The sequence below is a fragment of the Nocardioides hwasunensis genome (assembly GCF_014779665.1).
Taxonomy (GTDB): Bacteria; Actinomycetota; Actinomycetes; order Propionibacteriales; family Nocardioidaceae; genus Nocardioides; species Nocardioides hwasunensis.
The window spans coordinates 288,940-301,237 of the sequence record NZ_JACXYY010000003.1 but is presented as its reverse complement, the minus strand read 5'-3'; the positions used below and the strand labels follow the sequence as shown (position 1 = coordinate 301,237).

Annotated in this window: 15 protein-coding genes and 3 tRNA genes; 12 read left to right on the top strand and 6 right to left on the bottom strand. The window is 71.5% G+C overall.

Annotation, left to right across the window (positions count from 1 at the left end):
• Positions 1-12 precede the first annotated feature (12 nt).
• Positions 13-324 carry a hypothetical protein gene (locus IEZ25_RS08500; protein WP_191198972.1) on the bottom strand — a complete coding sequence of 104 codons (312 nt, stop codon included), beginning with the start codon at positions 322-324 and terminating at the stop codon, positions 13-15.
• A 116-nt stretch (positions 325-440) separates the two neighbouring features.
• Positions 441-2,099, bottom strand: a complete 1,659-nt coding sequence (locus IEZ25_RS08495) for an acyl-CoA dehydrogenase family protein (protein WP_191198971.1) — start codon at positions 2,097-2,099, stop codon at positions 441-443.
• A gap of 59 nt (positions 2,100-2,158) precedes the next feature.
• Between IEZ25_RS08495 and IEZ25_RS08490 the strand changes: the two genes are divergently transcribed.
• Genes IEZ25_RS08490 through IEZ25_RS08480 form a run of 3 tightly spaced genes read left to right on the top strand, consistent with a single transcriptional unit; the run spans position 2,159 to position 4,852 of the window.
• A complete protein-coding gene (locus tag IEZ25_RS08490) occupies positions 2,159-3,124 on the top strand; it encodes a YihY/virulence factor BrkB family protein (protein WP_191198970.1) in 966 nt (321 codons plus the stop codon).
• Positions 3,125-3,126: 2 nt separating this feature from the next.
• Positions 3,127-4,215, top strand: a complete 1,089-nt coding sequence (locus tag IEZ25_RS08485) for a potassium channel family protein (protein ID WP_318152116.1) — start codon at positions 3,127-3,129, stop codon at positions 4,213-4,215.
• A gap of 13 nt (positions 4,216-4,228) precedes the next feature.
• A complete protein-coding gene (locus IEZ25_RS08480; RefSeq protein WP_191198969.1) occupies positions 4,229-4,852 on the top strand; it encodes a hypothetical protein in 624 nt (207 codons plus the stop codon).
• A 7-nt stretch (positions 4,853-4,859) separates the two neighbouring features.
• Here IEZ25_RS08480 and IEZ25_RS08475 read toward each other — a convergent pair whose 3' ends face one another.
• The 4 genes from IEZ25_RS08475 to IEZ25_RS08460 form a co-directional block, all read right to left on the bottom strand.
• Positions 4,860-5,084 (bottom strand): hypothetical protein, encoded by a 225-nt coding sequence (locus IEZ25_RS08475; RefSeq protein WP_191198968.1) that lies wholly within the window; start codon positions 5,082-5,084, stop codon positions 4,860-4,862.
• A 209-nt stretch (positions 5,085-5,293) separates the two neighbouring features.
• Positions 5,294-5,368 (bottom strand) — tRNA-Val (locus IEZ25_RS08470).
• Positions 5,369-5,389: 21 nt separating this feature from the next.
• Positions 5,390-5,460, bottom strand: a tRNA-Cys gene (locus IEZ25_RS08465).
• Positions 5,461-5,495: 35 nt separating this feature from the next.
• A tRNA-Gly gene (locus IEZ25_RS08460) sits at positions 5,496-5,568 on the bottom strand.
• A 147-nt stretch (positions 5,569-5,715) separates the two neighbouring features.
• On the opposite strand from IEZ25_RS08460, the gene IEZ25_RS08455 reads away from it, so the two are divergent.
• Genes IEZ25_RS08455 through lgt form a run of 9 tightly spaced genes read left to right on the top strand, consistent with a single transcriptional unit; the run spans position 5,716 to position 12,297 of the window.
• Positions 5,716-6,543: an aminotransferase class IV gene (locus tag IEZ25_RS08455; RefSeq protein WP_191198967.1), complete on the top strand. Its 828-nt coding sequence runs from the start codon at positions 5,716-5,718 to the stop codon at positions 6,541-6,543.
• Positions 6,540-6,905 carry a phosphoribosyl-AMP cyclohydrolase gene (hisI, locus tag IEZ25_RS08450; RefSeq protein ID WP_191198966.1) on the top strand — a complete coding sequence of 122 codons (366 nt, stop codon included), beginning with the start codon at positions 6,540-6,542 and terminating at the stop codon, positions 6,903-6,905. The genes IEZ25_RS08455 and hisI overlap by 4 nt, the downstream gene beginning before the upstream one ends.
• Complete coding sequence (locus tag IEZ25_RS08445; protein WP_191198965.1) at positions 6,898-7,548, top strand: Trp biosynthesis-associated membrane protein; 651 nt, start codon at positions 6,898-6,900, stop codon at positions 7,546-7,548. Before hisI ends, IEZ25_RS08445 begins: the two co-directional genes overlap by 8 nt.
• A gap of 55 nt (positions 7,549-7,603) precedes the next feature.
• Positions 7,604-7,804, top strand: a complete 201-nt coding sequence (locus IEZ25_RS08440; RefSeq protein WP_191198964.1) for an HGxxPAAW family protein — start codon at positions 7,604-7,606, stop codon at positions 7,802-7,804.
• A 43-nt stretch (positions 7,805-7,847) separates the two neighbouring features.
• Positions 7,848-8,645, top strand: coding sequence for an indole-3-glycerol phosphate synthase TrpC (gene trpC, locus IEZ25_RS08435; protein WP_191198963.1), 798 nt, complete (start codon positions 7,848-7,850; stop codon positions 8,643-8,645).
• Entirely contained in the window at positions 8,642-9,928 is a 1,287-nt protein-coding gene (gene trpB, locus IEZ25_RS08430) for a tryptophan synthase subunit beta (protein WP_191198962.1), read from the top strand. Before trpC ends, trpB begins: the two co-directional genes overlap by 4 nt.
• Positions 9,925-10,731, top strand: coding sequence for a tryptophan synthase subunit alpha (gene trpA, locus IEZ25_RS08425; RefSeq protein ID WP_191198961.1), 807 nt, complete (start codon positions 9,925-9,927; stop codon positions 10,729-10,731). Before trpB ends, trpA begins: the two co-directional genes overlap by 4 nt.
• Positions 10,718-11,353: an SCO family protein gene (locus IEZ25_RS08420; protein WP_318152115.1), complete on the top strand. Its 636-nt coding sequence runs from the start codon at positions 10,718-10,720 to the stop codon at positions 11,351-11,353. The genes trpA and IEZ25_RS08420 overlap by 14 nt, the downstream gene beginning before the upstream one ends.
• Before the next feature lie 8 nt (positions 11,354-11,361).
• Complete coding sequence (gene lgt, locus IEZ25_RS08415; protein WP_318152114.1) at positions 11,362-12,297, top strand: prolipoprotein diacylglyceryl transferase; 936 nt, start codon at positions 11,362-11,364, stop codon at positions 12,295-12,297.
• The last annotated feature ends 1 nt before the right edge of the window (position 12,298 follow it).

Below are 12,298 nucleotides of genomic sequence, written 5' to 3'. Positions count from 1 at the left end.
CCGGGCGGACGCTCAGCGGGTGACGGGTCCGGCCTCGATGGGCGGTCGCTCGCCCTGTCCGTGGGCGCGGGCCCCGGGCTCGGCAGGTGCGTCGGACGCACCGTCGATGTCGGTGCGGGAGAAGCTGACCGCGAGGATCGAGTCGAGTCGGACCAGCACCTGCTGACCACCGCCGTCGTCGAGCACGACCCCGAGGCCGTCGGCGCCGACGATCACGCCGTCGAGCCAGGTGCCGGAGACGAGCACGCGCACGGGTGCGCTCGCGTCCTGGGCGTGGCGCAGCAGCGTGCCGACGGTGAACAGGGTGCTGGTTCTGCTGGACAAGGTGACTCCCCGTGGTGGACCGGCCTCGACGGTAACCCGACCGGTCCTGGTCCACCCGGGTCATGGCGAGACACTGACCGAACGGCGGCGCAGATGGCCCGTTCGGGCCATGGGAGTCAGTCGATCACGGGCGTGGCGCGGTCGACGACCTCGCGGAGCGACCCGCTGGTGAGCATGCCGAACGTGCCGCCGTACGACGTCCCGAGCCGGCTGCCGCAGAAGGCGTCCGCGACCTCGGCGGGCGCGAAGCGGACGAGCAGGGAGCCCTGGAGGCACGCGGCCATCTGCCCGGCGAGGCGCCGCGCCCCCGACTCCAGCCCTCCGGTGTCGCCGAGCAGTGCCAGCGTGTCGTCGACGGCCCGGTCGAGCCTCGCGTCACCGCCGCGCGCGGCGCCGACCTCGGTGATCCATGCCTGCAACACCTCGGGCTCGCGGCCCAGCGCACGGAGCACGTCGAGCGCGTTGATGTTGCCCGAGCCCTCCCAGATGGAGTTCAACGGCGACTCGCGGAACATCAGCGGCAGCCCGGAGTCCTCGACGTAGCCGTTGCCGCCCAGGCACTCCAGCGCCTCGGCCACCATGGCGGGGGTTCGCTTGCACACCCAGAACTTCGCCAGCGGGAGCGCGATGCGCCGCAGCGCCGCCTCGTGCGGGTCGTCCGGGCGGTCGACGGCCGCGGCCAGGCGCATCGCGAGGGCGGTCGCCGCCTCGGACTCCACGGCGAGGTCGGCCACGACGTTCTGCATGAGCGGCTTGTCGCCGAGCGGTCCACCGAAGGCCGAGCGGTGCGACACGTGCCAGGACGCCTCGGCGAGCGCATGCCGCATCAGGGCCGCCGAGCCGAGCACGCAGTCCAGGCGGGTCGCAGCGACCATCTCGATGATCGTCCGCACGCCCCGACCCTCGTCGCCGAGACGCTGGGCGAGGGTGCCGTCGAGCTCGAGCTCGCTCGAGGCGTTGGACCGGTTGCCGAGCTTGTCCTTGAGCCGCACCACGTCGATGCGGTTGCGGGTGCCGTCGTCGAGCATGCGCGGCACCACGAAGCAGGTGAGTCCTCCGGCTGCCTGGGCCAGGACGAGGAAGACGTCGTTCATCGGCGCGGAGGTGAACCACTTGTGCCCGTGCAGGGCATACCAGCGGTCGTCGCCGGTGGGCACCGCGCGCGTCCGGTTGGCGCGCACGTCGGAGCCGCCCTGCTTCTCGGTCATGCCCATGCCGGCCAGAGCCCCGCTCTTGGTCGTCCGCCCGCGCACGCCCGGGTCGTAGGAGCGGGCGGCGAGCAGCGGGACCCACTCCCTCGCGATCGCCTCGTCGGCCCGGAGCGCCGGCACCGCGGCGTAGGTCATCGAGATCGGGCAGCCGTGACCGGGCTCGGTCTGGGACCAGGCGAGGAAGCCGGCTGCCCGGCGCAGGTGGGCGTGCTCGTCGCCCGCCTCCTGGCGTTCCCACGGTGCCGCCTGCAGTCCGTGGCCGACCGCGCGGTCCATCAGCCAGTGCCAGGACGGGTGGAACTCGACCTCGTCGATCCGGCTGCCGAAGCGGTCGTACGTCGTCAGCTCGGGGCGGTGGCGGTTGGCGAGCATGCCGTGCTCGCGGGCCTCGGCGGATCCGGCCTCCGCGCCGAGGGCGCTGAGGTCGTCGACGAGGTCGGGCGAGCCGTGGCGGACGAGCGCCTCGGTGAGGGCGTGGTCGGACGTGACCACGTTGTGCCCGACCAGCGCCGGTGCCTGGTTCGTCGCGGTGCGGGCATCGGGCAGGTCGGGCTGGTCGGGCATGGCCCCACCGTAAGGCGTGGGAGCCAGCGCGGGGCCCCGGCTCGACTAGCGTTGCGGCCATGGCCGAGGTGAGCGAGGAGACCCCTGCGCCCAGCAGGTCCGCGGTCCTCGTACGCCGCTGGCGCGAGCACGTGTGGCGCCTGGTCGTGACCACCGTCGGGTCGTGCCTGCGGCACCGGGTGACCGGGCTGGCCGCCGAGGCCGCGTTCTTCGCGGTGCTGTCGGTGCCGCCGCTCGTCTTCGCGCTGGCCGGCGCGATCGGCTTCGTGAGCGACCGGTTCACCGCGGCGCAGATCGAGGACGTGCGCAACGCCGTCCTCGAGCTCTCCCGCCAGGGCCTGACCGAGAAGGCCGTCAACACGATCATCCGGCCGACCATCGACACCGTGCTCGACGGAGGGCGCTACGACGTCATCTCGATCGGCTTCATCCTCGCGCTCTGGTCGGGCTCGCGCGCGCTGAACGTCTTCGTCGACACCATCACGATCATGCACGGCCTGGGCGGGCACCGCGGGATCGTGGCGACCCGGGCGCTGTCGTTCGTGCTCTACGTGCTGGCGATGGTCACCGGGGCCGTCAGCCTGCCGCTCGTGGTCGCCGGCCCGAGCCTGGTGGACCGGTTGGTGCCGGACCAGCTGGGGTTCGTCAACAGCCTCTACTGGCCGGTGGTGCTGCTGGTCTGCATCTGCTTCCTCGCCACGCTCTACCACGTGTCGGTGCCGGTGCGGACCAACTGGAGCTTCAACCTGCCGGGTGCCGCGTTCGCGCTGTTCTGCTGGATCGCCGGGTCCTACGTGCTGCGGTGGGTGCTGACGGTCACCGCGGCGGAGTCACGCTCGATCTACGGCCCGCTCGCCGCGCCCATCGCCGTTCTGCTCTGGCTCTACCTCCTCGCCCTCGCCGTGCTCATCGGCGCCGCCGTCAACGCAGCCTTCGACACCGTCTTCCCGCAGAAGAACACGACGCGTGCCCGGCTCGAGATGGTGCAGCGCCTGCGCGAGCGGATCAGCGTGCGAGACTCCTGACCGTGCACGCCGACAGCCCCCACCCCAGCGTGGGCCGGGTCTCCCTGCCCGAGCGGGTGCGGTCACCGTGGTGGGAGCTCGGACGGCGGCTGCTGATCGCGCTGGCGATCCTGGTCGGCACCGTGCTGCTCGTCTACTTCGACCGCGAGGGCTACCGCGACAACGCACACCCGGACCGGCAGCTGACGCTCCTCGACGCGTTCTACTACACGACCGTCACGCTCAGCACCACCGGCTACGGCGACATCGCGCCGATGTCGGAGCAGGCCCGGCTGATCAACGCTCTCGTGATCACCCCGGCCCGCATCGCCTTCCTGGTCCTGCTGATCGGCACCACCCTCGAGGTCCTCGCCTCGCAGGGACGCGAGATGTTCCGGGTCGCCCGGTGGAGGAAGAAGATGGACCAGCACGTCGTCGTCGTGGGCTACGGCACCAAGGGCCGCAGCGCGATCGACACCCTCATCAGCAACGGCTACGACCGTGCCTCGATCGTCGTGGTCGACCCGGGCACAGTGGCGATGGAGGAGGCCAACCGCGACCAGCTCGTCGGCATCGCCGGCGACGCCACGCGTCGCGGGGTGCTGCGCCAGGCAGGCGTCGAGAAGGCCACCCACGTCATCATCACCACCGACCGTGACGACTCCAACGTGCTCGTGACGCTGACCGTGCGCCAGCTCAACCCCGACGCCTGGATCGTCGCGTCCGTGCGAGAGCACGAGAACGTGCCTCTCATGCGCCAGTCGGGGGCGAACTCCGTCATCACCTCCTCCGACGCCGTCGGCCGACTGCTGGGCCTGTCGTCGATGTCGCCGATGCTCGGCTCGGTGATGGAGGACCTGATGACCTACGGCGAGGGACTCGAGGTCGCCGAGCGCGACCTCCTGGTCAACGAGGTCGGCAAGCAGCCGCAGCGCCTGCCCGACCAGGTGATCGCGGTCATCCGCGACGAGAAGGTCTACCGCTACTTCGACCCCGTCGTGTCGCTGCTGGCGCGCGGCGATCGGCTCATCGTCGTGCGTCCGGCCAAGGAGCTCCCGTGGGCGCCGCGCCCCGGCACGCACGGCGAGGCGCTCGCCGACGACGACGACTGAGACGGCCCGGACCGTGATCGCCTCCCACGCCCACCGCTTCGTCTTCGTCAAGACCCGTAAGACCGCCGGCACCAGCCTCGAGATCGCGCTGTCGCGGCACTGTGGCCCGACGGACATCGTCACCAGGATCAGCCCCGAGGACGAGACCCTGCGCGCCGCCGCCGGGGGAGTGGGTCCGCAGAACGACGACACCACCCCGACGTCGTACGCCCACATGGGAGCGCGCCGGGTCATCGAGGTCGTCGGCCGCGAGACGTGGGACGACTACTTCACCTTCGCCGTCGAGAGGAACCCGTTCGACGTCGTGGCCTCGTCGTGGCGCTACAGCGCTCGGAAGCCGTCGTTCACCAAGACGTTCGCCGAGTTCGTCCGGACGCCCAGGCGGATGGAGCGGCTCGCGCTCAACGAGCGGCTCTACCGCCTCGACGGGCGCGTGATCGTGGACGAGGTCTACCGCTACGAGGAGCTGCGCGCCGCCGTGGCCGACATCTCCGCGCGCACCGGGCTGCCACTCGACCTCCCGCACGCCAAGCAGGGGAGCGGTCCGCACTATCGCGAGCTCTACGGTCCCGGCGACGCCGACATCGTCGCGCAGCGGTTCTCCCGCACCATCCGGGAGCTCGGCTACGAGTTCTGAGTCGACGTCACCGGTGTCTCGCATCGGACGGTCGGACCAGGTTCGCCGGCACCCACGACTGCGACACCATGACCTCGACGCCGGTGCCCGTGGAGTAGGAGTCCACGCGCACCACCCACGCCTCCCAGCCCCGACGCGAGGTGTGCCGCCATGCGAGCAGCACCCCCGGCGACGCGGCCGACCACGCGCCGGTCAGGTCCACCCACACGTGGAACGGTGGCGTGCGCGGCATGTGCACAGAATAGAACAGGTGTTCGACGACCTCGGAGATCCTGTGGTCCTCGCGCGGGCGAAGTCGGAGGATGCGTGAGTGCTGACTCGGTGCGTGTCGTGACGGTTCTCTCGAGGAGCGGGGTGCCCCGCGGGACATGTCGTGGACACCCGGCAGATGCAGAACAGCCCCTGAATCTGCGTTTCCGCAGGTCAGGGGCTGTTTCTTGCTGGTGGGCGATACTGGGTTTGAACCAGTGACCTCTTCCGTGTCAAGGAAGCGCGCTACCGCTGCGCCAATCGCCCGGGTCTTGAATTAGAAACGCGAGGTGGGTACGGGATTTGAACCCGTGTAGACGGATTTGCAGTCCGTTGCCTCGCCTCTCGGCCAACCCACCGTGGAGGTTCCGTAAGCTACGGGGGAGACCTTCCGAGCGGACAACGAGACTCGAACTCGCGACCTCAACCTTGGCAAGGTTGCGCTCTACCAACTGAGCTATGTCCGCCTGCTCCTGCTGCCGTTTTCCCGGCCTCAAGTGCGAGTGGAACAGTAGTACATGCCTTGCGCGGGGCCAAAATCGACCCCCTGGCTCGCGTGTTCGCAGGGCGTTCGCCCGCCGTTCGCAGTGCCGCCCGACGCCTAGGGTGTGGGCATGCGCGCATGGCTCAACGGTGACCTGCTGGCCGATCCGACCGAGGGGGCCGTCGCGGTCACCGACCACGGCTTCACCGTGGGGGACGGGGTCTTCGAGGCGGTGAAGACCCTCGACGGCCACCCCTTCGCCCTGACCCGGCACCTCGCCCGGCTCGAGCGGAGCGCCGCCGGGCTCGGGCTGCCCGCACCGGACCTCGACGACGTACGTCGGGGGGTGGACGCGGTGCTCGACGGTGCGGGGGGCGACGCGATCGGTCGGCTCCGGATCACCTGGACCGCCGGCCCCGCCCCCATGGGCTCCGGCCGCGGCGGCGGTCCGCCGACGCTCGTCGTGGCCTACAGCGCGATCGAGCAACGAGCCGACGCCACGACGGTGGTCACGGTGCCGTGGACGCGCAACGAGCACGGTGCGACCGCCGGCCTCAAGACGACGTCGTACGCCGAGAACGTCATCGCGCTCGCCCACGCCGCCGAGCGCGGGGGCACCGAGGCGGTCTTCGCCAACACTGCGGGCCACCTGTGCGAGGGCACGGGGTCCAACGTCTTCTACGTCGTCGACGACGAGCTGCGCACACCCACCCTCGCCAGCGGCTGCCTGGCCGGCATCACCCGACAGCTGGTCGTCGAGTGGTGTGGCGCCCGCGAGGTCGACGAGCCGCTGACCGACGTGCTGGAGGCCGCCAGCGAGGTGTTCCTCGTGTCGACGACCCGCGACGTGCAGGCCGTCTCCCGCTGGGACGGCCGGGACCTGCCGGCGCCCGGTCCGGTGACGCAGAGGTGTGCGGAGACCTGGGCCGCCCGCGAGGCTGAGACGATGGACCCGTGAACCTCACTCCGGACTCCGCTCTCGACCCGGCCATCTCCGAGCGGCTGCGCCACACCGCGGAGGGCCTCGTGCCCGTCGTCGTGCAGCAGCACGGCTCCGGCGAGGTGCTGATGCTGGCCTGGGTCGACGACGAGGCCCTGGCGCGCACGATCGACAGCGGCCGGGCGACGTACTGGTCGCGCTCGCGCCGGGAGTACTGGGCCAAGGGCGACACCTCCGGCCACGTGCAGTGGGTCAAGGAGGTCCGGCTCGACTGCGACGGCGACACGCTGCTCTTCGTGGTCGACCAGGTGGGTGCCGCCTGCCACACCGGCGACCGCACCTGCTTCGACGCCGACCTCGTGCACCGCGTCGATGGCTGAGCCGGACGCGGACCAGGAGCCGCAGGAGGCGAAGCCACGCAGCACCTTCGGGCCCGTGGTGCTCCTCGGGCTGGCAGCGGCCGGACTTGCGGCGGTCGCGGGGGCGAAGCCGTGGGTGGCGGGCAGGTCCGGCGCCTTCGACACCACCGTCGAGACGAACCAGGCCGTGGCGTCCACCCTCTCGGCCAGCGGCGCGAGCGAGGCGCCCCTGGCCCTGGCCCTGGCGCTCGTCGTGCTCGCCTGCTGGGGCGTCGTCCTCGTCAGCCGGGGACGCTTCCGGCGGGCGGTCGCGTGGCTCGCCCTCCTCGCGTCGCTGGGTGTCGTGGCGACGACCGTCGAGGGGCCCTTCAGCCTGCCCGGCAAGCTCGCCGACGCCCTGACCCAGATGTCGGGCACCGACACGGTGAGCACGTCCCTGACGCCCTGGTACTACGCCGCCGTGGTGGGCGCCGTGCTCTGTGTCGTCACCACGCTCGCGGCGGTGCGCCTCGTGCGGACCTGGCCCGAGATGGGCCGCAAGTACGACGCCCCGACCGGGGCGCAGGCCGCGCCCGACCGGGAGGGCGCCGCCGGGTCGCGGGTCCCGACGGACAACATCGACATCTGGAAGGCCCTCGACGAGGGCCGCGACCCCACCGCCTAGACTTCACCGCGCATCCGCACCACTGATCAGTTCGGTCGACGAAGGAGCTCCCACGATGGCTGCAGGCCACGGCAACACCCCCGCTGCATGGACCGCCGTGTCCGTCGCGATGCTCGGATTCGTGGTGGGCAGCGTGGCCCTGCTCCAGGTCCCGACGCAGATGACGCTGCTGTGGATCGGCATCATCGTCGCCGCGATCGCGTTCCCGCTGTTCCTCGTGCTCGCCAAGCTCGGCTTCCACGCGTCCGAGCACTGATCCCGGCCCCGGCACGCGGGGACCGGGGTGAGAGGCTGGACGCATGCCTGCGACCGGTTCCGTGCTCGACGACATCGTCGCCGGAGTACGAGAGGACCTCGCGCGCCGCGAGGCCGCGCTCCCGCTGAACGACCTGCTCGCCCACCTCGCCGAGGCCCCCGCGCCCCGTGACCCGATGCCGCACTTCCGGGCGCGTGGATCGAGCGTCATCGCCGAGGTCAAGCGCCGCAGCCCCAGCAAGGGGGACCTGGCCGACATCCCCGACCCGGCCGTCCTCGCCGCGGCGTACGCGCGGGGTGGCGCGGCCGCGATCTCGGTGCTGACCGAGGAGCGGCGCTTCGGTGGCAGCCTCGCCGACCTGCGCACGGTCCGCGCGGCCGTCGACACCCCGCTGCTCCGCAAGGACTTCATCGTCGAGACCTACCAGCTGGTCGAGGCACGCGCCGCGGGCGCCGACCTGGCGCTGCTGATCGTGGCGGCCCTGGACGACGACACGCTGCGCCGCCTCTTCGACGAGGCCGGCGAGCTCGGGCTGACCGTCCTGGTCGAGGTGCACGACGAGGCCGAGACCGAGCGGGCCCTGGCCCTGGACGCCGAGCTGATCGGCGTCAACAGCCGCAACCTCAAGACCCTCGACGTCGACCCCGACGTCTTCGGCCGCCTCGCGCCCCAGATCCACGACGACGTGGTCAAGGTCGCCGAGAGCGGTATCTCCGGCGTCCCCGACGTCCAGCGGTTCGTCTCCGAAGGAGCAGGCGTGGTGCTGGTCGGCGAGGCGCTGGTCAAGGACGGCGACCCCGAGTCGGCCGTCCGCACGATGACAGGAGTGACTGCACCATGAGCCAGACCGTGCCCAGCGGGCCGATGCGCTACGAGGCGGACGAGCGTGGCTACTTCGGCGAGACGTGGGGCGGGCGCTTCATGCCCGAGGCCCTCGTCGCCGCGCTCGACGAGCTCACCGTCGCCTGGCAGGACGCCATGGCCGACGCCGACTTCGTGGCCCAGTTCGAGCGAGTGCTGCGCGAGTACGCCGGCACCCCGAGCCGGCTCTACCACGCCGAGCGGCTCTCGGAGACGGTCGGCGCCCGGGTGCTCCTCAAGCGCGAGGACCTCAACCACACCGGCGCCCACAAGATCCGCAACGTGCTCGGCCAGGCTCTGCTGACCAAGCGGATGGGCAAGACGCGGGTCATCGCCGAGACCGGTGCCGGGCAGCACGGCGTCGCCAGCGCGACCGCCGCCGCGTGGTTCGACCTGGACTGCACTGTCTACATGGGCTCCGTCGACACACGTCGCCAGGCGCTCAACGTCGCCCGCATGCAGCTCCTCGGCGCGAAGGTCGTCCCGGTCGAGTCCGGCAGCGCGACACTGAAGGACGCCATCAACGAGGCGCTGCGCGACTGGGTCGCCAGCGTCGACCACACGGCCTACCTCTTCGGCACGGCGGCCGGCCCGCACCCGTTCCCGAGCATGGTCCGCGACTTCTGCCGCGGGATCGGCGACGAGGCGCGCGCCCAGTGCCTCGACCAGTACGGCGTCCTGCCGGACGCGGTCGCGGCCTGCGTCGGCGGCGGGTCCAACGCGATCGGCCTGTTCACCGCGTTCCTCGAGGACAAGAGCGTGGAGATCCACGGCTTCGAGCCCGGCGGCGACGGCGTCGAGACCGGGCGTCACGCCGCCACCATCCACGCCGGCGAGGCCGGGGTGCTGCACGGCGCCCGCACCTACGTGCTCCAGGACGAGGACGGACAGACGATCGAGTCCCACTCGATCTCGGCAGGCCTCGACTACCCCGGCGTCGGGCCGCAGCACTCCTGGCTGTCGGCCGCCGGGCGGGCGACGTACACGCCCGTGACGGACGCGCAGGCGATGGAGGCCATGGCGCTGCTGAGCCGCACCGAGGGCATCATCCCGGCCATCGAGTCCGCGCACGCCGTCGCCGGCGCGCTCGACCTCGCGAAGCGGCTGGGTGCCGAGAAGGGCCCCGACGCGACGATCATCGTCAACCTCAGTGGTCGCGGCGACAAGGACATGGGCACGGCCATCGAGTGGTTCGGGCTCGGCGACGCTGAGGAGGGCCCGGAGGCCGACCTCGACCAGACGGAGACGGTGAGCCAGCAGTGACATCGACGAGTGCCGCCTTCGAGAAGGCGCGCGCCGAGGACCGGGCGGCGCTGATCGGCTACCTGCCCGCCGGCTACCCCACGGTGGAGGGCTCGGCGAAGGCGCTGCAGGTGATGGTCGACGCCGGATGCGACGCCATCGAGATCGGGCTGCCCTACAGCGACCCGGTGATGGACGGCCCCACGATCCAGGCGGCGGCCCAGCACGCGCTCGACGCGGGCGTCCGCACCAGCGACGTGCTGCGCGTCGTCGAGGCGGTGGCCGCGACGGGCGTGCCGACGCTCGTGATGACCTACTGGAACCCGATCGAGCGCTACGGCGTCGAGCGGTTCGCGGCCGACCTCGCGCAGGCCGGGGGAGCGGGCCTCATCACGCCTGACATCACCCCCGACCACGGCACCGAGTGGATCGCGGCGGCCGACGCGCACGACCTCGACAAGGTCTTCCTCGTGGCGCCGAGCTCCACCGACGACCGCATCGCGATGACGGCTTCCGAGAGCCGCGGCTTCGTCTACGCCGCCGCCGTCATGGGTGTCACCGGCGCCCGCGACGCGAGCTCCGACCTCGCCGGCCCCCTGGTGGACCGGGTGCGCTCGAACGGCGACATCCCGGTCGCGGTGGGCATCGGCGTCAGCAACGGGGACCAGGCCGCCGACGTGGCGTCGTACGCCGACGGGGTGATCGTGGGATCGGCCTTCGTCCGCTGCCTGCTCGACCACCCCGACGACGAGGCGGCCGGTCTTGAGGCGCTGCGGGCGCTCACCACCGACCTGGCGGAGGGCGTGCGGCGTGCGGCGCGGTAAGGCCCTGCTCGCCGTGCCGGTCATGCTGCTGGCCACCGCGTGCGGCGGCGCGTCCAGCGGCAGCTCGGGTGCCATGGAGATGACGGGCACCGTGCTCGAGCCTCCGTTCGAGGTCTCGGCGACGCCGCTGGTCGACACCGACGGCGAGCCGTTCAGCCTGACCGACGACACCGACAACGACCTCACGCTGGTCTTCTTCGGCTACACCCACTGCCCGGACATCTGCGGCCAGGTGATGGCGACCCTGGCGGGCACGCTGAACCGGCTGAGCGACGAGCAGAAGGCCGATCTCGACGTGGTCTTCGTGACGACCGACCCCGGTCGTGACGACGAGGCCGTGGTGAAGAAGTACGTCGACGCCTTCGACCCGAGCATCATCGGACTCACCGGCCCGCTCGACGACATCGTGACGGTGGCCGGGAGCATGAAGGTCGCGATCGGCTACTTCGACGCCCAGGGCAAGGAGCTCTCGCCCGACGAGCTCCCTCCGACCTACGACGTCGAGCACGGCACCCAGGTCTTCGCCATCGACGCCGACGACGACGTCACGACGTTCTGGCGGGCCGACGTCTCCCAGGCACAGCTGACCCACGACGTGACGATGTTGCTCGACGAGGGATGATGCTCCCCGTGCCTGTCGAGATGCTGTCGCCGCTGGTGACCCTGATGTCGATCCCCAGCCCGTCCGAGGGCGTGTGGCACATCGGGCCCGTCCCGATCCGCGGCTACGCGCTGTGCATCATCCTCGGGATCGTCCTGGCGATCTGGATCGGCGAGAAGCGCTGGGTGGCCCGCGGTGGCGCGTCCGGCGAGGTCAGCGACCTGGCCATCTGGGCGGTCCCGTTCGGGCTCGTCGGCGGCCGGCTCTACCACGTCGCGACCGACTGGGAGCTCTACTTCGGGGAGGGCAAGAACCCGGTCACCGCGCTCTACGTCTGGCGCGGCGGGCTGGGCATCTGGGGTGCGATCGCGCTGGGTGCCGTCGGAGCGTGGCTCTACACCCGCTCGCGCGGCATCAAGCTCCTCCCGATGCTCGACGCCCTGGCTCCCGGGGTGCTGGTCGCCCAGGCGATGGGGCGCTGGGGCAACTGGTTCAACCAGGAGCTCTACGGTCGCCCGACCGACCTGCCGTGGGGCCTCGAGATCGACGTCGCCCACCGGGAGACCCGCTTCCTCGACGTGGCGACCTACCACCCGACGTTCCTCTACGAGTGCCTGTGGAACCTGGCCGCCTTCGCGCTGCTGATCTGGCTGGACCGGCGCTTCAAGCTCGGCCACGGGCGGGTGCTCGCGCTCTACGTGATGCTCTACACCGCCGGACGCGGCTGGATCGAGAACCTGCGCGTCGACGAGGTCCAGCTCAACAACGTCTTCGGGCTCCGGTTCAACGTGTGGACCTCGATCGTGCTGTTCGTCCTCGCGGCGATCTTCTTCGTCTGGTCCGCGCGCCGCCACCCGGGCCGCGAGGACGTCGTACGCACGCGTCCGCCGGCGGGGGAGTCCGGCGGGGGCTCCGACTCCGAGCCGGCTGCCGCGGACGAGACCGCGTCCGGTCCCACCGCCTGAC

What these genes read in the sequence shown, in the direction of transcription:
- IEZ25_RS08495 (WP_191198971.1), bottom strand. Translation starts at nt 2,099, where the DNA reads ATGCCCGACCAGCCCGACCTGCCCGATGCCCGCACCGCGACGAACCAG.
- IEZ25_RS08490 (WP_191198970.1), top strand. Translation starts at nt 2,159, where the DNA reads ATGGCCGAGGTGAGCGAGGAGACCCCTGCGCCCAGCAGGTCCGCGGTC.
- IEZ25_RS08475 (WP_191198968.1), bottom strand. Translation starts at nt 5,084, where the DNA reads ATGCCGCGCACGCCACCGTTCCACGTGTGGGTGGACCTGACCGGCGCG.
- IEZ25_RS08455 (WP_191198967.1), top strand. Translation starts at nt 5,716, where the DNA reads ATGCGCGCATGGCTCAACGGTGACCTGCTGGCCGATCCGACCGAGGGG.
- IEZ25_RS08445 (WP_191198965.1), top strand. Translation starts at nt 6,898, where the DNA reads ATGGCTGAGCCGGACGCGGACCAGGAGCCGCAGGAGGCGAAGCCACGC.
- IEZ25_RS08440 (WP_191198964.1), top strand. Translation starts at nt 7,604, where the DNA reads ATGGCTGCAGGCCACGGCAACACCCCCGCTGCATGGACCGCCGTGTCC.
- trpC (WP_191198963.1), top strand. Translation starts at nt 7,848, where the DNA reads ATGCCTGCGACCGGTTCCGTGCTCGACGACATCGTCGCCGGAGTACGA.
- trpB (WP_191198962.1), top strand. Translation starts at nt 8,642, where the DNA reads ATGAGCCAGACCGTGCCCAGCGGGCCGATGCGCTACGAGGCGGACGAG.